Source organism: Stenotrophomonas sp. S49 (genome assembly GCF_016624905.1).
In the GTDB taxonomy this organism is placed as follows: domain Bacteria; phylum Pseudomonadota; class Gammaproteobacteria; order Xanthomonadales; family Xanthomonadaceae; genus Stenotrophomonas.
This window is the reverse complement of record NZ_JACVUD010000008.1, coordinates 28658-49872: the sequence shown is the minus strand read 5'-3', so window position 1 is coordinate 49872 and position 21215 is coordinate 28658. Positions and strand designations below refer to the sequence as shown.

Annotated in this window: 16 protein-coding genes; 13 read left to right on the top strand and 3 right to left on the bottom strand. The window is 67.2% G+C overall.

Annotation, left to right across the window (positions count from 1 at the left end):
• The first annotated feature begins 101 nt into the window (after window positions 1-101).
• The 5 genes from IAE58_RS03140 (at window position 102) to IAE58_RS03120 (ending at window position 4718) form a co-directional block, all read left to right on the top strand.
• Window positions 102-1292 carry an MFS transporter gene (locus IAE58_RS03140; protein WP_233614517.1) on the top strand — a complete coding sequence of 397 codons (1191 nt, stop codon included), beginning with the start codon at window positions 102-104 and terminating at the stop codon, window positions 1290-1292.
• A 40-nt stretch (window positions 1293-1332) separates the two neighbouring features.
• On the top strand, window positions 1333-2196 hold the full coding sequence (locus IAE58_RS03135) for an alpha/beta hydrolase (RefSeq protein ID WP_199932375.1): 864 nt from the start codon (window positions 1333-1335) through the stop codon (window positions 2194-2196).
• Window positions 2197-2297: 101 nt separating this feature from the next.
• Window positions 2298-3278: an MBL fold metallo-hydrolase gene (locus IAE58_RS03130; RefSeq protein ID WP_199932374.1), complete on the top strand. Its 981-nt coding sequence runs from the start codon at window positions 2298-2300 to the stop codon at window positions 3276-3278.
• 32 nt (window positions 3279-3310) lie between these two features.
• A complete protein-coding gene (locus IAE58_RS03125) occupies window positions 3311-4135 on the top strand; it encodes an alpha/beta hydrolase (protein ID WP_199932373.1) in 825 nt (274 codons plus the stop codon).
• A 91-nt stretch (window positions 4136-4226) separates the two neighbouring features.
• The gene (locus tag IAE58_RS03120; protein ID WP_199932372.1) at window positions 4227-4718 is read left to right on the top strand and encodes a hypothetical protein; all 492 of its coding nucleotides are present in this window, start codon (window positions 4227-4229) and stop codon (window positions 4716-4718) included.
• Here IAE58_RS03120 and IAE58_RS03115 read toward each other — a convergent pair.
• Both IAE58_RS03115 and IAE58_RS03110 read right to left on the bottom strand, forming a co-directional pair.
• Window positions 4660-5085 (bottom strand): hypothetical protein, encoded by a 426-nt coding sequence (locus IAE58_RS03115; protein WP_199932371.1) that lies wholly within the window; start codon window positions 5083-5085, stop codon window positions 4660-4662. The genes IAE58_RS03120 and IAE58_RS03115 overlap by 59 nt on opposite strands.
• A 37-nt stretch (window positions 5086-5122) precedes the next feature.
• Window positions 5123-7453 (bottom strand): TonB-dependent receptor, encoded by a 2331-nt coding sequence (locus IAE58_RS03110; protein WP_199932370.1) that lies wholly within the window; start codon window positions 7451-7453, stop codon window positions 5123-5125.
• Window positions 7454-7633: 180 nt separating this feature from the next.
• Here IAE58_RS03110 and IAE58_RS03105 point away from each other — a divergent pair, with 180 nt between their 5' ends.
• The 8 genes from IAE58_RS03105 to glgX all read left to right on the top strand — a co-directional run bounded on the left by IAE58_RS03105 (window position 7634) and on the right by glgX (window position 20368).
• Window positions 7634-7954: a hypothetical protein gene (locus IAE58_RS03105; RefSeq protein ID WP_233614515.1), complete on the top strand. Its 321-nt coding sequence runs from the start codon at window positions 7634-7636 to the stop codon at window positions 7952-7954.
• A gap of 266 nt (window positions 7955-8220) precedes the next feature.
• Window positions 8221-9780, top strand: coding sequence for a glycogen synthase GlgA (glgA, locus tag IAE58_RS03100; protein ID WP_325166826.1), 1560 nt, complete (start codon window positions 8221-8223; stop codon window positions 9778-9780).
• On the top strand, window positions 9777-12011 hold the full coding sequence (gene glgB / locus IAE58_RS03095; protein WP_199932368.1) for a 1,4-alpha-glucan branching protein GlgB: 2235 nt from the start codon (window positions 9777-9779) through the stop codon (window positions 12009-12011). Before glgA ends, glgB begins: the two co-directional genes overlap by 4 nt.
• Complete coding sequence (gene treZ, locus IAE58_RS03090; RefSeq protein WP_199932367.1) at window positions 12008-13729, top strand: malto-oligosyltrehalose trehalohydrolase; 1722 nt, start codon at window positions 12008-12010, stop codon at window positions 13727-13729. Before glgB ends, treZ begins: the two co-directional genes overlap by 4 nt.
• Window positions 13726-15564: a 4-alpha-glucanotransferase gene (locus IAE58_RS03085; protein WP_199932366.1), complete on the top strand. Its 1839-nt coding sequence runs from the start codon at window positions 13726-13728 to the stop codon at window positions 15562-15564. Before treZ ends, IAE58_RS03085 begins: the two co-directional genes overlap by 4 nt.
• Entirely contained in the window at window positions 15561-18101 is a 2541-nt protein-coding gene (gene treY / locus IAE58_RS03080) for a malto-oligosyltrehalose synthase (protein WP_199932365.1), read from the top strand. Before IAE58_RS03085 ends, treY begins: the two co-directional genes overlap by 4 nt.
• The gene (locus IAE58_RS03075; RefSeq protein ID WP_108749770.1) at window positions 18088-18261 is read left to right on the top strand and encodes a DUF2934 domain-containing protein; all 174 of its coding nucleotides are present in this window, start codon (window positions 18088-18090) and stop codon (window positions 18259-18261) included. The genes treY and IAE58_RS03075 overlap by 14 nt, the downstream gene beginning before the upstream one ends.
• Complete coding sequence (glgX, locus tag IAE58_RS03070; RefSeq protein WP_199932364.1) at window positions 18248-20368, top strand: glycogen debranching protein GlgX; 2121 nt, start codon at window positions 18248-18250, stop codon at window positions 20366-20368. The genes IAE58_RS03075 and glgX overlap by 14 nt, the downstream gene beginning before the upstream one ends.
• 50 nt (window positions 20369-20418) lie before the next feature.
• Here glgX and IAE58_RS03065 read toward each other — a convergent pair whose 3' ends face one another.
• Entirely contained in the window at window positions 20419-21084 is a 666-nt protein-coding gene (locus IAE58_RS03065; protein ID WP_199932363.1) for a hypothetical protein, read from the bottom strand.
• Window positions 21085-21215 lie beyond the last annotated feature (131 nt).

Genomic DNA, 21215 nt, shown 5'->3' with positions numbered 1-21215 from the left:
TTGCCGTTTGGCTGGCCTAACCGATTGGCAGTCTACTGCATGAATCGATACGCGCTCATAGTTTCGCCACGCCCACTCCGGGTGCGAACCGAGCCCGAACCATGAGCACTGCAACGTCACCGGCACAACCCGCCGCGCTACCGGCCCTCACCCCGGCCCTCACCCTGGTGATGGCCCTGTGTGCGGGCCTGGCCGTGGCCAACATCTATTACAACCAGCCCATGCTGGGCCTGATGCAGCGCGAGCTGCCGGGCACGCTGACCGGCCTGGTGCCCACCGCCACCCAGCTTGGCTACGCGCTGGGCCTGTTCGCGCTGGTGCCGCTGGGCGATCGCGTGGAGCGCCGCCGCCTGATCGTGGTGCAGTTCAGCCTGCTGGCCGTGGCCCTGGCGTTCACCGCGCTGGCGCCCAGCGGCGCCCTGCTGCTGGCCGCCTCGCTGCTGGTGGGGGTGACCGCCACCGTGGCCCAGCAGATCGTGCCGCTAGCCGCCGCACTGGCTGCGCCCGAGCGCCGCGGTGCCACCATCGGCATCGTCATGTCCGGCGTGCTGTGCGGCATCCTGCTCAGTCGCACCCTGTCCGGCGCCGTGGGCGACCACGCCGGCTGGCGCGCCATGTTCTGGCTGGGCGTGCCGCTGGCGCTGGGTGCGGCGGTGCTTGCACGCACGCTGCTGCCGGTCAGCCAGCCCACGCAGGGCGCAAGCTATCCGGCGCTGATGCGTTCGCTGGTGGGCCTGTGGCGTGAACTGCCGGTGCTGCGCCGCGCCGCCATCACCCAGGCCTTGCTGTTCGCTGCGTTCGCCGCGTTCTGGACCATCTTGTCGCTGCGCCTGCCGCAGATGAACGCCCTCTACGGCGCACAGGTGGCCGGGCTGTTCGGCATCGTCGGTGCAGTGGGCATCCTGGCCGCACCGCTGGCCGGCCGCATCGCCGACCGCCGTGGCCCGCACCTGGCCATCATCGCCGGCAGCGCGCTCACCCTGCTGTCGTGGCTGCTGCTGGGCCTGTGGCCGTCCATCATCGGCCTGGTCGTGGGCTGCGTACTGCTGGATCTGGCGGTGCAGGGCGTGCTGGTTTCGCAGCAGCACGTGGTCTACGCACTGCGGCCGGAAGCCCGTTCGCGCCTCAACACACTGTTCATGGGCTCGATGTTCCTGGGCGGTGCCGCCGGTGCCGCGGCCGCCAGCTGGGCCTGGTCGCTGGATGGCTGGCGTGGCGTGGTGGTGTTGTCGATTGGCCTGGCAGCGCTGGCCACCGCACTGCAGCTCGGCACCCGCGCCGCAGCGCGCTGAACACCTCTCTCATCTTCCCCCACGTTGAAAGGACACTCTGATGAACCCGTTCGTCAGCCACACCGTGCGTGCCAATGGCATCCGCCAGAACTTCATCGACGCCGGCAATGGCGCCCCGGTGGTACTGCTGCACGGTTTTCCGGAAACCAACTACGCCTGGCGTCACCAGATTCCGGTGCTTGCGGCCAACCACCGGGTGATTGCGCCCGATCTGCGCGGCTACGGTGAAACCGAGAAGCCGGCTACCGGCTACGACAAGCGCACCATGGCGCAGGACATCGTGGCTCTGCTGGACACGCTGGGCATCGACAAGGTGGCGCTGGTCGGGCACGACCGTGGCGCGCGCGTGGCCACGCGCCTGGCCAAGGATCACCCGCAGCGCGTGGACCGCCTGGTGGTGATGGACAACGTGCCCACCCGCATCGTGGCACGTGAACTGAACGCCACCATCGCCAAGGCGTACTGGTTCTTCCTGTTCCACCTGGTGCCGGACCTGCCCGAAGCGCTGATTGCCGGCAACGAAGCGACGTGGCTGCGCTGGTTCTTCTCTGACTGGGCTTACGATCCGGCCGCGATCAGCGGCGAAGCCTTCGACACCTATGTGCGTGCCTATAGTGCGCCGGGCGCGGTGCGTGGGGCGATGTCGGACTACCGCGCCAACGCAGTGGATGTACAGCAGGACCTGGAAGACGCGCACGTGCGCATTGCCTGCCCGACGCTGGCCCTGTGGGGTGCGGAGTTCGAGGCGGTGGGGCGCATGTTCGACATGCCGCAGGTCTGGGCGGAAATGGCCGAGAACCTGCGTGCGGTTGCCATCGAACGCTGCGGCCATCTGCCGCATGAAGAGCGCCCGGAGGTGGTGAACGGCCTGCTGATGGAGTTCCTGCAGGACTGGAGGGGCTGATGGACAGCGCTACTGAAAACACGGCTGCACACGGTGCAGTACACCGCCATATATCCCCGAGCGCATCGGCCTTTTCGTTCAACACACGCAGGAATGCAATGATGCACAAGACACACACACTCGCGGCCGCACTGTTGCTGGCCGCTGCCTCGGCGCTGCCGATGGCTGGAATGGCGGCCGAACCCGCTGCGGCGGCCGTGCAGCAGCCGCAGCAGGCACCGGGCTTCTACCGCATGCAGCTGGGCACGTTCCAGGTGACCGCGCTGCTGGATGGCACGCATCTGTTCCCCGTGGACCAGTTGCTGCTGGGCGCGCGTCCCGGTGAAGTGGATCGGCTGCTGGCCCAGCAGTACCTGAAGGCACCGGTGGAAGGCATGATCAACGCCTTCCTGATCGAGCAGGGCGACCGGGTGATGCTGGTCGATACCGGCGCCGGCGATCTGTATGGCGCCGAGGGCGGCGGTCTGGTCGCGGCACTGCAGGCATCGGGACATCAGCCTGCCGATGTGGATGACATCTTCATCACCCATCTGCACAAGGACCATGCCGGCGGCCTGCTGCGCGATGGCAAGGCAGTGTTCCCCAATGCCACGGTGCATGTGGCCAAGCGCGAGTTCGATTTCTGGACCAACAGCCGCAACCAGGACCAGGTGGGCCCGTTGCAGCGCCCGTTCTTCGCCGCCGCGCAGAGAGTGCTGGCGCCGTATCGAGCGGCCGGCCGTGTGCAGACCTTCGAACCGGCAGGCCAGGACCTGGTGCCGGGGCTGCGTGCCTTGCCAGCCCCCGGCCACACCCCCGGCCACAGTGTCTACCTGCTGCACGATGCCGATCAGGCCATGCTGTTCTGGGGTGACACCGTGCATGTGGCGGCGGTGCAGTTCGACGACCCGCAGGTGGCCATCCGCTACGACTGGCAGAGCACCCAGGCCATTGCTTCGCGCGATGCGCTGTACCAGCAGGCGGTAGCCAATGGCTGGTGGATTGCAGCGGCGCACATCTCCTTCCCCGGCATCGGCCGTGTCGCCGAAGGCGCGCCGTACCAGTACCGCTGGGTGCCGGCCAACTACACGCTCAATCGTTGAACCTCTTCCCCCAACCGCATACAGGATCAGACATGACCAATTTCGTTGCTGCCCAGGATGGTACCCAGATCTTCTACCGCGATATCGGCAGTGGCCGCCCGATCGTGCTCTCGCACGGCTGGCCGTTGAACAGCGATGCGTGGGACCCGCAGATGCAGTTCCTGGCCGACGCCGGTTTCCGTGTGGTGGCCTATGACCGACGTGGCCATGGGCGCTCGGACCAGCCGGCGGGCGGCTATGACATGGACACCTTCGCCGATGATCTGGCGGCGGTGATGCAGGCGCTGGACCTGCGCGATGCGGTACTGGTGGGGCACTCGATGGGCGGCGGTGAAGTGGTGCGCTATGTCACCCGGCACGGGACCGATCGCGTGTCCAAGCTGGTGTTGCTGGGTGCCATCACCCCGCTGATGGGCGCGATCGACGGCCACCCCGAGGGCGTACCGAGGGCGGTGGCCGATGGGGTGAAGCAGGCCGTGCTGGATAATCGTTCACAGCTGTACCTGGATTTCCCCACGGCATTCTTTGCCATGGGACAGGGTGACGTGCCGCATAACGCGGGCTGGCAGATGGCATTCTGGCAGCAAGGCATGAGTGGCGCGCTGCACGCGCAGCTTGCCTGCGTCGACCAGTTCTGGGGCACTGACTTCCGCGCAGAAATGGCATCGATCACGCTGCCGACGCTGGTTGTACACGGCAGCGGCGATGACATCGTGCCGCTGGACACCACCGCACGTCGCGCCGTCGAGATCCTGCCCAATGCCACCCTGGTGGTGTACGAGGGTGCTTCGCATGGTTTCCCGGTCACCCATCGGGATCGCCTGAACGCCGATCTCGCCGCATTTGCCTACGTCTGAGTGCACGTGGAAGCGTAGAATTCCTTCGCCGTTGGCGCCTGCATCCGCAGCACCAGCGGCAAGGAACCCCACTGCAAATGGAATGTAGGTAATGAACGTAACTCCCTCTCTGTCGCGTGCACGCCGCACGCGGCTGAAGCTGCTGGCCCCGCTGCTGGCTGTTGCCGCCACCGCACCGGCCGCCCACGCCTTGAACGCTACCCAGTGGCAGGCCATTGCGCCGTCGATGCAGGCCGCGCTGGAATGCCGCGCCGCTCCCGATACCAACAGTGCCGCCTGGAAGGCGCTGCCGCGCGAAGAAGACGGCAGCCTGAAGCCGATCAGCCCGGCCGCCGGGTTCACCCTGTTCGGTGTTCCGGTGAAGGAAATCACCGCCTACATCGACGATAGCGATGGCATGGGCCAGAGCTATAGCGCCGAACTGGGCGCCAGCGTTGCCGCCGTGCGCAAGGCCGCCAAGCTGAATGCCGGCGGTGGCCGCGAAACCAAGCTGGGCTCGCTGATGGTGAGCGAAGGCAGCCCGGTTACGCTGACCTGCACCGTGCCGGGTGAGTACGACGAGCGCGACTACCAGGAAAACTGAGCGCGGTAGACCCTGCCGGGGTGTCGCAGCGCATGTGCTGCGCCACCAGCAGCAGGCTGACGCCCGCCGACGCAGCCAGCAGCCGTGCCAGTGGCAGGCTGCTGGCATCGGAAGGCAACTGCGCCCACAGCAGCAACGCGGCGCCAGCGCTGGCCAACACCGGCGCCACTGGCGCCTGCCCAAGCGACAGCCCGCGGCAGAGCTGGGCGACCACGCCTGCACACACCAGCGGTGTGCACAGGCCACGCAGCCCGGTGCCGCCTGCGGCCCAGGGGGTGTGGGGCAGGGGGCCCGGCATCAGCTGCGGCAGCCAGGCCGCGCAGAGCACGGCCACGAAGTAGCCTGCGGCCGCCGCGTGCAGCCACACGTGCGGCCTGGGTCGTATGTACACCTTGCTGCCGCCCTTACAGCTTCACGTTCAGCCCGATCTGGAAGCCGCGCCCCGGCAAGGGGGCGATGTACTTCAGCGGCGAGTTGTGCGGTCGCGCCTCTTCGTCCAGCAGGTTGCTGCCGTTGACGAAGACCTCCAGCGCCGACACATACGCATTGCGGATCGGGAAGGCATAGCTGACCTGCATATCGACCAGGGTGAAGGCAGGCAGTGGGATTTCCTCGCTCACGTAACGGCCCAGGTACTGCTGGGTGTCGTAGTAGGTGCCGGACACGTGCGCCTTCCAGCCGCCGCGCTGCCAGGCTACGTTCGCACCGTAGCGGTTGGTGGGCATGTTGGGCAGGTACTGGCCATCGTTGTGGGCGCGCAGTGAATCGGGGTGGTCGGCCTTGTTCTTCACCAGATCGGAGAACGCCGACAGCTGCAGGCTGCCGTAAGGCCCCAGTTCCAGTGCCTGCGACACATCCACCTCAAAGCCCTTCACCGTGGTGTCAGTCTGCTTCCAGTATTTCAGCGGCAAGCGGTTGGCAGTCTGCAGGCCGGAATAACCCAGGTAGAGATAGTTCTCGTACTTCATCTCATACGCGGTGGCCGTGGCCTCGAAGCCCGCGTTGCTGAAGGCCAGCGTGAACTCCTGGGTCTTGGCGCGCTCGGGTTTCAGCGCCTGGCTCCCTTCCTCCTGGGTCATGGTGGAGTAGTGCGCATTGCTGGCGTAGAGCTCGTTCACGTCCGGGGCGCGCTGTGAATCGGCGTAGCGCAGGGTTGCCGCGAACCACTTGCCGAGCTTGAAGTAGCCACCGGCGCTGTAGCTTTCCAGATTGAAATCGCGGTCTTTCAAGCTGCCGTTGGGGGAGTTGCGGCCGCTCTGGAAGCGGCTGGCCTGGATTTCGTGATCGATCTTCTCGTGCCGGTATCCAGCATCGAAGGTGGCCCACGGCAGGGTCAGGGTCTCCTTCACGAACAGCGCTTTTGCCTGCGTCTCCACGTCGGGCAGGTAGCGTTGCGGGCCACTGCCGGTGATGGAGCGGGACTGGTAGCCGGTCCCCAGCTGGCCGGTCAACGCACCTGCGCGGCGATGGTTCAGCACAAGCTCGCCCTGGTAGGTGTCAAAGGCGTACTGGTTGGCCTTGCTGGCGCCCAGGTATTCGCCTGCGGTGCTGCTGAGCTTGGATAGATTCACTTCGGCGCTGTCCAGCAGCGGCAGCGGCTCGCGCACGTTGGCCAGCACCGTGTAGGTGTCCTGCTGCAGCTTCACGCCCACCGGGCGGCCCTGGCTGTAGTCCGAACCGAAGGACAGGTTCTCCATCGAGAAGCCCGGTACGCCGTACTCGCTGTCCTTGCTGTCGATGCTGGCAGCCACGTAGCCGCGATCGAAGAAGTAGGTCGAGCCCGCGGCAAGATGGGTATTGCGGAAGTAGCTGTTGCCCAGCGTGCCGGTGTAGTTCGGTGTCACATCGCGGTTGATCTGCTGCTGCACGTACGACGGCGTGCCCTGCACGTACTGCGGGTTGGCCGGGTTGACGTAGGTCTTGCCCATCCAAACGGAGGTAGGCTGGTTGGTGAAGAAGGAGAAATCGCCGTCTGCCCAGTCCGGGTTCTCGGTCATGAACTGGTCGATGAAGGGCTGCGAGGCCTTGTTGTAGACCCGCTGCACGCGCGCTTCCTTCTGGCAGGCATCGGCCAGTGCGCTGTTCACACCGCCAGCGGCAGGGAACAGCTGGCTGTCGCACACGCTGGCCTTGCTGTTGCCGGGAATGTCGTAGTGGGAGATGCGCTGCACCGACATCTGCAGGTTGGTGGACACGTTACGCTGGTTGTTGAAGTTCATGCGGAAACCCTGCGCGTCGGCGGCGTTGAAGCCCTGGCGAAGCAGCAGTTCCATTTCCTGGTCCTTGGTTTCCATCTGCCGCGAGATGAGCCCGGTATCGACGTTCACGCTGCCGCCGATGGCATTGCCGCCGTAGCGCACGCTGTCCGCGGACTTGTTCACCGTTACCTGCTTGACGAACAGCGGGTCGAACGGCACGTTGATGTTGCCGCTGATCGCATTCATGCCGAGGATCGAATGGCCGTCTTCGAGCAGCTGCACGCGGCTGCCGCTCAGGCTGCGGATGACCGGCGCGCCAGCATTGGGCCCGAACGCGCTGCTTTGCACGCCCGACACGTGTTCCAGCATCTCGCCCAGGGTGCGGTTGGGCGCATCGGTGTTTTCGACGACCACCACCGAATCAACCTTGGAAAGGCGATCGGCGCGGACATCCAGCGTGGGCAGTGTGGTGCTTTCGGCGGCGCAGGCGCCATGGACAGCAAGCAGTACAGCAACGGCAAGAACGTGACGACGCATACATCCCCCTGAAAAAGAGGCGGAATGTTATAACATCACATTCAGTGCGACAAGCATTGCCATGGGCGAACGGCTGCGCGTGCGTGGCGCTCCAGCACGATCGCTCGTTTACCATGCACGCCCACGATCGTTCCGGCCTTGAATCATGATGTCTGCGTACAGCCCCGCCCAGGTGCCCGCATGAAAGTAGAACTGCAGCAGCAATCGCTGCGCCTGTGCCTGGAACCTGCCGAACTGCAGGTGCTGCTGGGCGGGGAGACGGTGGAGAACATGACCCGCTTCGGCGGCGTGGAAGGCTGGGGCCTGGCGGTGTCGCTGCACGCGGGTGACCAGCCGGTGCTGCTGGATGGCGGTACGTTCTGCCGGCTGGTGCTGCCGCGTGCGACCGTGCAGCCGCTGGCAGACGCGGATTCGGTGCCCGTGCAGCAGGTGCTGTACCTGGACGATGGCAGCACGCTGCAGGTGCAGGTTCTGGTCGCGCCGGCGCAGCCTGGCGCGTGACCTCGCAATGGGGGGTAGCGTTGCGCCCCGCAAGGCCGGCCCGCATGCCGGCCGGATGGCTGCTGCAGGCACGGGGCGGGCTGCATCGAACGATGCGTACTGAGCTCATGAAGCCCTGTCACAAATAAATCGCCATCACTTCACAGCTGTTTGATATGCAACAGGGCACATTCGCGTAAAGCCTACGCGCACGTCCCCCACGTTCCGCGACGACTTCCTTTCCAGCACACGCGCCCAGCAGGGCGCCGCTGGCGTCTGCCTGACTGATTCAGAGAAGCATCATGGCCCTCGATCTCGTCGCCGGATCCCCGTTCGACTCCGTGGCAGACACTGCGCTGCCCGCACCCGCCGCTGTGCCGATCGGCACGCGCCGCGGTCCCTCACAGCCCATTGAACTGCCCGCGCTCGTGCAGCGGGTGCTGTTCGTGGCCACCGAGATGGCCGACTTCATCAAGGCCGGTGGCCTGGGTGATGTAGCTGCGGCCCTGCCACGCGCAGTGCGCGCCGGCTGTGATGCGCGGGTGCTGTTGCCGGGCTATCCCGAAGTGCTGCAGCGCCTGCCGCAACTGCGCGAGGTGGGCCGCATTGGCGGCCGCGCCGGGCTTCCCGCCTGCACCCTCGGCATGGCGCTGCAGGCCGATGGGTTGCCTATCTACGTACTGCTGTCGCCCGCCCTGTATGAGCGCGACGGCTCGCCCTACGTGGATGCGCAGGGCAGGGAGTGGCCGGACAACGCGGTGCGCTTTGCCACGCTTTCGCATGCCGCCGCCGAGCTCGCCGCGGGCAGGGCGGGGCTGGACTGGACCCCGCAGTTGCTTCACCTGAATGACTGGCCGGTGGCGCTGGCCGCTGCCTACGTGCGCTGGGATCGCACCGCCGTACCGACCCTGCTGACCATCCACAACCTGGCCTACCAGGGGCTGTTTCCCTTCGCGCTGGCGCCCGCTCTGGGGGTGCCCGCCGAACGCCTGGATGAACTGCACTTCCACGGCCAGATGTCCTTCCTGCAGGGCGGCATTGCCAATGCAACACGGCTGAACACGGTCAGCCTTCGTTACGCGCAGCAGATCACGGCGGTCGAGGATGGTTGCGGCCTGCATGAATTGCTGGCCCGACGCGCGGCCGGCGGTCACCTCAGCGGCATCGTCAATGGCATCGATGCCAGTTGGGACCCGCGTCGCGACATCCATCTGAAAGCGCGCTTCAGCGTGGACCAGTGTGCGGGGCGCGATGCCAACGCGCAGGCCGTGCGCCAGGCCTTCGGTCTGCAGCCATCGCAGGGCCCGTTGTTTGCCGTGGTATCGCGCCTGGTCCACCAGAAGGGCCTGGACATCACCTGTGATGTGGCCCCGCAGATCGTTGCTGCCGGTGGCCAGCTGGTGGTGATCGGCGGTGGCGAGCCGCAGGTCGAGGCGCAGGTGCAGGCGCTGGCGCAGCGCTACCCGGGCCGGGTGGGCGCCTTCATTGGTTTTGAAGAAGGCCTGGCGCGGCAGATGTTCGCCGGCGCGGATTTCCTGCTGATGCCATCGCGTTTCGAACCGTGCGGGCTCAGCCAGATGTATGCCCAGCGCTTTGGCTGCCTGCCGGTGGCGCACGCCACCGGTGGTCTGGTCGACACGGTGGAGGACGGCGTGACCGGCTTTCTGTTCCATGGCGCCAGCGCCGATGGGCTTCGCCGCTGCGTGGAACGGGCCATGCGTACCTTCCGGCTGCCAGTGCTGATGCAGGCCATGCGGCGTGCCGCGATGCTGCGGCCGGGCGGGTGGGAAACCGCCGGCCGCGCGTACCTGGCGCTGTACCAGCAGACCTGCGGGGTAGCGGTATGACCGACGGCGGGCGCGGCACGGTCGGTGTGGAATGCGGGCTGGGCCCGCAGGTGGATGTTGCTGCGGCAGTGGCGGCGGAACTGCAGGATCTGGCCCAGGCCCGGCCTGCAGACGCGTTCGCATGGCTGGGGCCGCATGTCGATGCCGATGGCAATCGGCTGATCCGCGTACTGGTGCCGGACGCGCGTCGGGTTGAGGTGGTGTCAGCGGGCGGCCGACGCTGGGACCTCCGCAGTGTGGGACTGCCCGGACTGTTCGCGGGGCCGGCCGGCGACGAGGAGATTCCGCTGCTGGCGCTGCATTTCGCCCACGGTATCGAGCAGGTGCATGACGCGTACGCGTTTGGTCCGTTGTTGGACGAGGAGCTGCTGCAACGCATCCACCAAGGCGATGCCGATGCCATGCGCGCGCTCGGCGCGACGGCGATGACACTGCACGGTATTGCCGGTGTGCGCTTTGCGGTGTGGGCACCGAATGCGCGGCGCGTGGCGGTCATCGGTGATTTCAACGGATGGGATGGACGCCGCCACCCCATGCGCCTGCGCCATCGCGCCGGCGTGTGGGAACTGTTCGTGCCCTGGGTGAAGCCGGGGGACTGCTACAAGTTCCGCATCATGGGTGCGCAGGGCCAGCTGCTGCCGGACAAACTGGATCCGATGGCGCGGTGGGCCGAGCGCGCACCGGCGACCGCATCGCGCGTACCTGCCGCCGCACCGCTGCACTGGAACGATCAGCCCTGGCTGGACCGCCGCCGTAGGCTGGGCGCTGCAGCGCCGCTGTCCATCTACGAGGTGCACGCCGGCTCGTGGCAACGGCTGGACGACGGCAGCGCGCTGGACTGGGATGGACTGGCAGAGCGGCTGATCCCCCACGTGACCGGCCTGGGATTCACACATATCGAACTGCTGCCGGTAAGCGAGCATCCGTTCGGCGGATCGTGGGGCTACCAGCCCTTGGGTATCTATGCGCCAACGGCGCGCTACGGTACCCCGGAGGACTTCGCCCGCTTCGTGGACCGCTGCCACCAGGCTGGGCTGGGTGTGATCGTGGACTGGGTGGGCGCGCACTTTCCCGAGGATGACCACGGCCTGGCACGCTTCGACGGCACCGCCCTGTACGAGCATGCCGATCCGCGCGAGGGCAAACACGCCGACTGGGACACGCTGATCTACAACTACGGGCGCAACGAAGTGGCAGGCTACCTGCTGGGCAGCGCGGTGGAATGGATCGAGCGCTTCCACATCGATGGGCTGCGCGTGGATGCCGTGGCTTCTATGCTGTACCGCGACTACAGCCGCGCCGACGGGCAGTGGGTGCCCAATGTGCAGGGGGGGCGTGAGAATCTGGAGGCGGTTGCGTTCCTGCAGCGCATGAACCAGACCCTGCGTGAGCGCTTCCCGGACGTGCTGGTCATTGCCGAGGAAAGCACGGCCTGGCCGGGCGTGACCCGTGCGGTAGCCGACGGCGGCCTGGGCTTCACCCATAAATGGAACATGGGCTGGATGCACGACACGCTGCAGTACCTGCGGCGCGATCCGGTGCATCGACCGCATCACCACAGCGAGATCAGCTTCGGCCTGGTCTACGCGTTTTCCGAACGTTTCGTGTTGCCGCTGTCGCACGACGAAGTGGTGCACGGCAAGGGCTCGCTGCTGCGCAAGATGCCGGGCGATCGCGGCCAGCAGTTTGCCCAGCTGCGCGCGTATTACGCCTTCATGTGGGCGCACCCTGGCAGCAAGCTGCTCTTCATGGGCGGCGAATTCGGCCAGGCGGAGGAGTGGGCCCACCAGCGCGGGCTGGAATGGCAGCAGGCCGGCACGCCTGAAGGGGGCGGACTGATGCGCCTGGTGGCCGATCTGAACGCGCAGTTGCGGCAGCAGTCTGTCCTGCATCAGCACGAGCATGACGAGCGCGGGTTTGCCTGGAGCGTGGGCGACGATAACGGCAACAGCGTCTTCGCCTTCGTGCGGCAGGACCCCACAGGCAGGGCGCCTGCGGTGCTGGTGGTCAGCAATTTCACCCCGGTGCAGCGCGACGGTTATCGCGTTGGCGTGCCCACGCCGGGCCGCTGGTCAGAGTGCCTGAACACCGACAGCCACTATTACGCGGGCGGCAACGCAGGCAACCTGGGTGCGGTCGGCACCGATGCCCGGCCCATGCACGGCCATGCCCAGTCATTGCGACTGACGCTACCGCCGCTGTCGACCCTGTACCTGCAGGTAGCGCAATGACCGCAGACGCGCGCCTGGGCGCGTGGCCCGTGGACGACGGTGCGGTGACGTTCCGGCTGTGGGCGCCGGATGCCGCGCAGGTGGAACTGGTGCTGGCGGGTGCGGCGATACCGATGCGCCGGGAACGTGACGGTACCCATTGGGTTCATGCCTCTGCTGGGCATGGCGACCGCTACCGGTTCCGTCTGCCCGACGGCAGTGAAGTGCCAGATCCCGCCTCGCGCTGGCAACCGGACGGCATCGATGGCCCCAGCGCCGTGGTCATGCCTGGCCACCACGTGTGGCTGACCGGGCAACGCAACCCGGTTGCGTGGTCGGACATGGTGATCTACGAAGTGCATGTGGGCGCTGCAGGTGGCTTCGAAGCGCTTATCGCACAACTGCCGGTGCTGGCCGAGACCGGTATCACCGCGATCGAGTTGATGCCGGTGGCCCAGTTTCCTGGCAACCGCAACTGGGGCTATGACGGTGTGTTTCCGTATGCCCCGGCGCAGTCCTACGGTGGACCCGACGCGTTGAAAGGCTTTGTTGATGCCGCACATGCGACCGGCATGGCCGTGCTGCTGGATGTGGTCTACAACCATTTCGGCCCGCAGGGGAACCATCTGGCCCAGTACGCCAGGGCATTCTTCCGCAGTGGGCACAGCACGCCCTGGGGTGAGGCCATCGATTTTTCACAGCCGCAGGTCCAGCGCTTCTTCATCGAAAACGCGCTGATGTGGCTGCAGGAGTACCGTTTCGACGGCTTGCGCCTGGATGCCGTGCATGCCATCGCCGATGACAGCTTCCTGCAGCAGCTCAGTGATGCGGTGCGCGCCCAGGTACCGCATGCCTGCCTGGTGCTTGAGAACGAGCGAAACCAGGCCCACTGGCTGCGCGGCGCCTACCAGGCACAGTGGAATGACGATTTCCACAATGCGCTGCACGTGCTGCTGACCGGCGAGAACGAAGGCTACTACGCAGCCTATGCCGGTCGTGCGGAGGCGCTGCTGGCGCGCTGTCTGGCCGAAGGCTTTGCCTGGCAGGGCGAGCCCGACCTGCACGGCGTACCACGTGGCGAAGCCAGCGCAGACCTGCCACCGTCGCGGTTCGTGGTGTTCGCGCAGAACCATGACCAAGTAGGCAACCGCGCGTTCGGTGATCGGCTGAGTACGCTGGTTTCGCCGCCGCAGCTGCGTATGGCCATGGCGCTGACTGTGCTGACGCCGATGGTGCCGTTGCTGTTCATGGGCGAGCCGTGGCAGGCAACATCGCCCTTCCTGTTCTTCACCGATTTTGAAGCGCCGCTGGACGAGGCCGTACGCGAAGGACGCCGGCGCGAGTTTGCCGGGTTCAGTGCCTTTGCCGATGCCGCGTCACGCGCGCGCATTCCGGACCCGAACGATCCGGCAACGCTGCAGGCGTCCTGTGTTGCCTCGCCCGGTGCTGACCCCGCGGCACAGGCTGCATTGACATGGCTGCGCGAGCTGCTCACGGCGCGCCGGCGCTACCTGCAGCCGGGCCTGGAACAGGCGCGTTCGCTGGGCGCGACGGTACTGGGTGCGGGCGCCGTGCAGGCCGGCTGGCAGTTGCCTGCCGGGCAATGGTGGATCGCCATCAATGCTGGCGCAGAGGCGGTGGCCCATTCCCTTCCCGAGGGCGAGCCGCCGCTGCAGCTTCCTGCCGGCCCATGGCTGGCGCCCAAGGGCGGGTTGCAGCTGCGCTGGTTGCCGGCATGAGCAGCGACGCAGCGCTGCAGGGCGCGGCCCGTGCGGCCGGACTGATGCCCGAGTGGGAAGACGTATCCGGGCGCCACTGCACAGTGTCGCCCGCAGTGCTGCGTGTGGTGCTGGCGCAGTTGCAGCCGGATTCAGACGCCCAGCACGCACCGCTGCGTACGGCCATCTGCGGCCAGCCCGTGGCGCTGCCGTCAGTATCCGGTACGGCGGGCTGGGTGGATGAAGCGGGAAGGGCGCACGACGCGCGGCAGGATCGGCGCGGTGCGTGGCCCGCGCCGGAACAGCCGGGTTACTGGCGCTGGGAACAGGGGCGCAGGTCCATCGCCATCGCGGTGGCGCCGCAGAAAGCGTGGTGGCCCGCGCAGCTCGATAGGGCCTGGGGCCTGGCTGCGCAGGTATACAGCCTGCGCAGCCACGCCGACGCGGGGATCGGAGACAGTGCCGGGTGCGGGCCGTGGCTGCAGCGCCTGGTCGCGCACGGCGGGCACGCACTGGCACTGAGCCCTTTGCATGCCGGCCTGCCGCCGACGGCCGGCTACAGCCCTTACTCACCCAGCGACCGCCGCTGGCTGGACCCGTTGCAGGCCTCGCTGCTGCAGGGCGTTCCCGATGCGGCCCGCGCCGCACTGGCAAGCGATTCCGCCCTGACCGAGGCCGTGCAGGCCGCTACCGCGGCGCGGCGTATTGATTGGCCCGCCGCAGCCGACCTGAAGTGGCGCTGGCTGCGTTCGGCCAGGGCCCAACTGCAGCGCCTGCAGCCGGAGCTATGGGGCGCGATGGGCCAGTGGCGGTGCGAGGCCGGGCCTGCGTTGCAGGCGTACTGCGCCTTGGCTGCCGAGCCGCGCAGTGGCGATGCGGACGATCACGCGTTCGCGCAATGGCTGGCACAGCGTTGCTGGTCGCAGTTGCAGCAGCGCGCGCGCAGCGGCGGTGCCGGCATCGGGCTGATCGCCGATCTTGCCGTCGGCTGCGCGCCCGAGGGTGCCGAGGCACGTTCGCAGCCCCAGTGCATGCTCTCGGGTCTGGAGCTGGGTGCGCCGCCGGATCCCTTCAACACGCAGGGGCAGGCCTGGGGGATTACGGGGTTCTCGCCGCTGGCCCTGCGCAGGCAGGGCTATGCCCCTTTCATCCACCTGCTGCGATCGGTGATGGCCGGCCGCGGCGGCGTGCGTATCGACCATATCTTGGGCCTGCACCGGCTGTGGGTGCTGCCCAGCGGCGGCTCGGCCAGTGACGGCGTTTACCTGCAGTTTCCGTTGGATGATCTGTTGAACCTGCTGGTGCTGGAGTCGTGGCGGCATCAGTGCGTGGTCATCGGTGAAGACCTGGGGGTGGTGCCTGCCGGCATCCGCCAGCAGCTGGCCAGCCGTGGCGTGCTGGGCGTGGACGTGCTGCCGTTTACGCGCGATGCGAGCGGCTTCCTGGCGCCTGCCGCCTGGCGGCGCGACGCCGTCGCGATGCCTTCAACCCATGACCTGCCGCCGCTGGCGGGATGGCTGCGCGGGCGCGATCTGCGCTGGCGGGCGCGGCTGGGTGAAATCGACGATCTACGCGCTGCGATGGCACAGCGTAGCGCCGATGCGCTGGCGCTTGCGCAGGCCGCGCACGGTGAAGAGGTGGAAGACGCTGCACTGGAGCGGCTGGCCGCCACGCCGTCACGGTTGGCGCTGCTGCCGCTGGAGGATGCGCTGGGGCTGCGCACCCAGGTCAACCTGCCCGGCACCGTCGGCGTCCACCCTAACTGGCGGCGGCGACTGCCGCTGCGCTGGGATGAGCCTGCACTGCAATCGCGCCTGGGGCGCATCAGTGCCGGTCGCGGCGGAGCCGGCCGATGACCGCGCTGCGCGCCACCGCCCGCCTGCAGTTGCACGCTGGCTTCGACTTCGCTGCCGCCGCGGACAAGGTGGGCTATTTCTCTTCGCTGGGCGTCAGTCACCTGTATCTGTCGCCGATTGCGGCGGCCATGCCCGGTTCCAGCCACGGCTACGATGGCATCGACCCCACCCGCATCAGCCCGGAACTCGGCGGTGAAGCAGGCTTCCTGCACCTTGCTGGCCGCGCCCGCGCGCATGGACTGGGCCTGATCCTGGACTGGGTGCCCAACCACCTGGCGGCCGCGCCCCAGAATGGCTGGTGGTCGGATGTGCTGATGCATGGCCGGCGCAGCCCTTACGCGCATTGGTTCGATATTGACTGGGATGCCGCAGCCTGCGGGCAGCGGCTGTGGCTGCCGGTACTGGATCGGCCGCTTGACGCGGCCATCGGCTCCGGCATGCTGCGCGTGGACGACGACGGCGATCTGCCCGCGCTGCGCCACCACGACCTGTGCCTGCCGTTGTCACCGCGCAGCTATCCGCTGGACCGCGGCGCGCGGGATGGCTGGGTGGCACGCTGCAATCGTTCTGCCGAGCGCATGCATGCGCTGCTGGAGCGGCAGCACTACCATCTGGCGTGGTGGCGCACCGCCGGTGACCAGGTCAACTACCGCCGGTTCTTCGACATCACGACGCTGGTTGCGCTGCTGGTGGAGCGCGAGGACGTGTTCGAGACGGTGCACGCGCTGCCGCTGCGGCTGGTTCGCGAGGGCCGGGTGGATGGACTGCGCATCGACCACGTTGATGGGCTGTCCGACCCGGGCGGCTACTTGGCGCGGTTGCGCGCCTGCCTTGACGCGGCGGCGGCAGAGGGCGGCCGCGCGGGCCATGAGATCACCCTGCACGTGGAGAAGATCCTGGCCGAGGGCGAATCCTTGCCAGACCGGTGGTGCTGCGATGGCACCACCGGCTACGACTTCATGGACCAGGTGGGCGCATGGCTGCATGACGATGCAGGGGCCGACGCGCTGACGGCACAGTGGCAGACCCGTGCCGGGGACCGGTGTACGGTTGATGAGGTGCAACGGGCGGCCCGCGACGCGCTGCTGGACGGCTCCCTGCATGCGGATCTGCAGCGACTGCGGGTCTGCGTGCGGCAGGTGCTGGGCGCAGCGGCACGGCAGGCCGATGTGACCGACGCAACGCTGCGCAGGGCGGTGTGCGCGCTGCTGCGCTGCTACCCGGTGTATCGGCCGTATCATCTGCAGACCGAAGTCGAGCGCGATGCCTTGCAGCGCGCCAGTGAAGCGGCTGCCCAAGGGCTGGATGAAGCCGCACGCACAGCGTTGCGCCTGCTGGTGGATGCCTTGCAGGCTCCGGAAGAGGACGCGCTGCGCGTGCGCTTCGGCCAGCTCTCGGCACCGCTGAACGCCAAGGCGGTGGAGGATACCGCCTTCTATCGCTACTTCCGCCTGCTGTCGCGCAATGAAGTGGGCAGCGACGCGCAACGGATCGGTGTTGATGGCAGCGAGCTGCTTGCGCTGGCACAGGCACGTGCGCAGCAGCACCCGCTGGCGATGCTGGCGTTGGCCACGCATGACCACAAGCGTGGACCGGATGCCCGGGCGCGCCTGGCGCTGCTGAGCAGCGATGTGGCCGCGTGGCAGGAAGCGCTGGCGGACTGGGAACGGCGCTGTGATGCGGCACGCATGGCCATGCCACTGCCCGCTGCCGAAGCCTATGCGCTCTGGCAGGCGCTGGTCGCGGCGTGGCCGATGCAGGGCAGGCCAGAGGCGGATTTCGCAGGGCGCATGCAGCAGTGGCTGCGCAAGGCCCTGCGCGAGGGCAAGCGGATCAGCAGTTGGCTCGACCCCGATCTGACGTTGGAAGATGCGGCCTGTGCGTGGCTGCAGTCATTGCTTGCCGACAGCCGCCTGCAGGATGTCCGCGCCGCGCTGGCCGCATTTGTTCAACGCATCGCGCCTGCCGGTGCCAGCAACGGGCTGGCACAACTGTGCCTGCAGCTGTGTCTGCCAGGTGTTCCCGATATCTACCAGGGCACCGAGTTCTGGGATCTGAGCCTGGTCGACCCGGACAATCGGCGCGCGGTCGATTTCGCGCAGCGCGCACATGCACTGGCCGATGATCGATCGTGGGCAGCGTTGCTGCAGGACTGGTACAGCGGATCGCCCAAGCTTCGACTGCTGGCCGCGCTGCTGCGATTGCGCAGCGACAATGCCCCGCTGTTCCTGCAGGGCACGCTGCGCAGGCTGTCCGAACCGGGGTGCGCGCGCCTGGTGTTCGTACGTGAGTACAGGGCGCAGCAGTTGCTGGTGGCAGTCAGGCGGGCAGGAATGGAACAGCCTGCCGGCCCAGGCCTTGCCTGGCAGGATGCGGCGCAGCAGTTGGTGCCAGGGGTTCCGCAGCGACGCATGCGCAACGTGCTGGATGGTCGCACGCAGATGTTCAACGGTTCCGCCACCGACGCGCTGCTGTTTGCGGGCAGCCCGGTGGCGGTGTGGATCAGCCAGGAGAGTGGGGCAGATGGACAGCAGTGAGCGGCGACGCCGCATCGAATTGTTGGCGCACCAGATCTGGGAGGCCGAAGGCCGCCCGGATGACCAGCAGCAGCGGCATTGGCACATGGCCGAACGCCTTGTTGAAGCAGAAATAGCGGCCCTGCATGCGGCTGAGGACGAGCACGATGGCAACGCGTAAATGGACCCAGACCTCGCGCGTGCGCGAAGGCCGCCCCTTCCCGCTGGGCGCGACCTGGGACGGCCTGGGAGTGAATTTCTCGCTGTACTCGCGGCATGCCACCAAGGTGGAACTGTGCCTGTTCGATGCGCGCAACCGGGAAGTCGAACGGATCGTGCTGCCCGAATATACCAACGAGGTGTGGCATGGCTATCTGCCGGATGTGCGGCCGGGCCAGCGCTATGGCTACCGCGTGCATGGACCGTACGCGCCGTCGGACGGGCATCGCTTCAACCCCAACAAGCTGCTGCTGGACCCGTATGCAAAGCAGATCGTGGGTGAAATCAAGTGGGCGCCGCACCTGTTCGGCTATACGCTGGGCCACCGCGATGCAGACATGAGTTTCGACCGTCGCGACAGCGCGCCGTACATGCCGCGCTGTGCGGTGATTGATCCGGCCTTCAGCTGGGGCGGCGAGCGCGCGCCGGCCACCGCCTGGGACCGATCGGTGATCTACGAGGCACACGTGCGTGGCCTGACCATGCAGCACCCCGGCGTACCGCCGGCCGAGCGCGGCACGTTCTCGGCGTTGCGGCACGACGCGGTGGTGGACCACCTGGCGTACCTGGGCGTGACCGCAATCGAGCTGCTGCCCGTGCACGCCTACGTGGACGACCAGCAGCTGCTGGAGCGCGGGCTACGCAATTACTGGGGCTACAACACCATCGGCTTCTTCGCGCCGCAACCGCGCTACCTGTCGCTGGAAACCGTTGCCGAATTCAAGCAGATGGTGGCGCGCCTGCACAGCGCGGGCATCGAGGTGATTCTGGATGTGGTCTACAACCACACCGCCGAAGGCAACGAGCTGGGGCCCACGCTGTCGTTCAAGGGCATAGACAATGCCAGCTATTACCGCCTTGCCGAAGACCGTCGCTACTACATCAACGATACCGGCACCGGCAACACCTTCGACCTGACCAATGCCGGTGCATTGCGCATGGTCATGGATTCGCTGCGCTATTGGGTGACCGAGATGCGCGTGGATGGCTTCCGTTTCGACCTGGCCACCATCCTCGGCCGCGAACGCCATGGGTTTGATCCCTCGGGCAGCTTCCTCGATGCCGTGCGCCAGGACCCGGTGCTGAGTCAGGTAAAACTGATTGCCGAACCGTGGGATATCGGCCCGGGCGGCTACCAGCTTGGCCAGTTCCCGCCGGGCTGGGCCGAATGGAACGACCGTTTCCGTGACACCACCCGTGCGCTGTGGCGCGGTGATGCCGGGCAGCTGCCGGAGTTTGCGGCGCGCTTCACCGGATCGGCCGATCTGTTTGACCATCACGGCCGCCGACCGTCGGCCAGCATCAACCTGGTCACCGCCCACGACGGCTACACGCTGCATGATCTGGTGAGCTACAACGACCGCCACAACGAGGCCAACGGCGAGGACAACCGCGACGGCCATTCGCACAACCTGTCGTGGAACCACGGCGTGGAAGGCGATACAGACGACGAAGGCATCCTGACTCTGCGCGCGCGGCAGATGCGTAACCTGCTGGCCACGCTGCTGCTGGCGCAAGGCACGCCGATGCTGCTGGCCGGCGATGAGTTCGGCCATTCGCAGCGCGGCAACAACAATGCCTACTGCCAGGACAATCCACTGAGCTGGATCGACTGGGAACGCGCGGCGCAACCCGGCCCCCAGGCGCAGGCAGCGTTCGTGCGGCGCGTCCTCGCGTTGCGGCGACGCTACGGCCTGCTGCGGCGCAATCGCTTCCTGACCGGTGACTACGACGCATCCCTGGGCATGCGTGACATCGAGTGGCGGCGGCCGGATGGCGAGCCGATGGGCGAAAGTGATTGGCACGATGCGGAACAGCGCGCCCTGCTGATCGTGCTTGATGGCCGCAGCCCTGACAGTGGCCTGCGGGAACCGGGCCGCCACGTCAGCCTCGCCCTTCTGCTGAACCCGAGTGACCAGCCGCAGCGGTTCCGCCCGTCCGACCAGGTGCTTTCGTTCCGCCGGGTGGTGCTGCAGACCGATGAGGCGCCGCTGGACATGGACGAAGAGGGGCAGTGGACGCTGCCGGCGCGCAGTCTGTGCCTGTTGGCATCGAGCAGCGCCGCGTGATGGCGCGACCGTTGTGGGCCGGTAGCGCCGGGCCATGCCCGGCGGACGGTTCACCGCTGCAAGGGGAAACCGATCGTCTGGTGGCAATGCTGCGCAAGGTCGCGGCCTGCACCCTTGATGTACAGAATCCCAGCGTCGCCGAATAACTGCGATAGCGCCGCTCCGGCTTCGTTGCCGGCATGCCCGGAGCGTCGGGCTGCCTCTGGCACGAACGCATCCGCGCGCGGATCGTGTCCGCCTGGCAGATCGGCAAGTGCAAGAGCGCCTTCGATCAAGAGCTGGGCACAGGCGCCGGCCAGATAGGCATCGGGTTCGCGTTGCCTGCCGCGTCGTGCCTGGCCTGCCAGGGCGGTGGCGATATGCTGGAACTCGTGCGCGGTGGTGGCGATCACGCGCCGGCGCAGCGCATCGGTGTCCGGGCCGTGCGGGAACCAGAAACTGACGGTCTGTCCCGGCGGCTTCGCGTGTGGCAACTGCCGCCAGATGCCACCTCCGTCGCTCACTATCGTGAGGCGATAGCGCACCGGGGTCCATTCAAGCCCAAGGGCCTGCAGCGGTAGCCCGGCAGAGCGTGCGGCCGCCTCGCAGAGCTGTGAGGCCTGCTCGGCTGAAAGCGTGTCATCTGCCCAGAGAATCTGGGTTGCAATGGCGGACCACCCGCACTCGGCGGATCGATTGGGGCGCTCCCGGCTTTCCGGGCCGGGAAGTACAGACACTGTGCTGACTTTCAGACGGTAGGCAGGGCCTCGCAGCACGGTGGCATAACCACCCTCGGCGCCTACCAGGTCACGGGAAGGAAGCTCGATGGAATGGCATGCACTTGTGGCCAGAAGGACGGCCGCCAGCC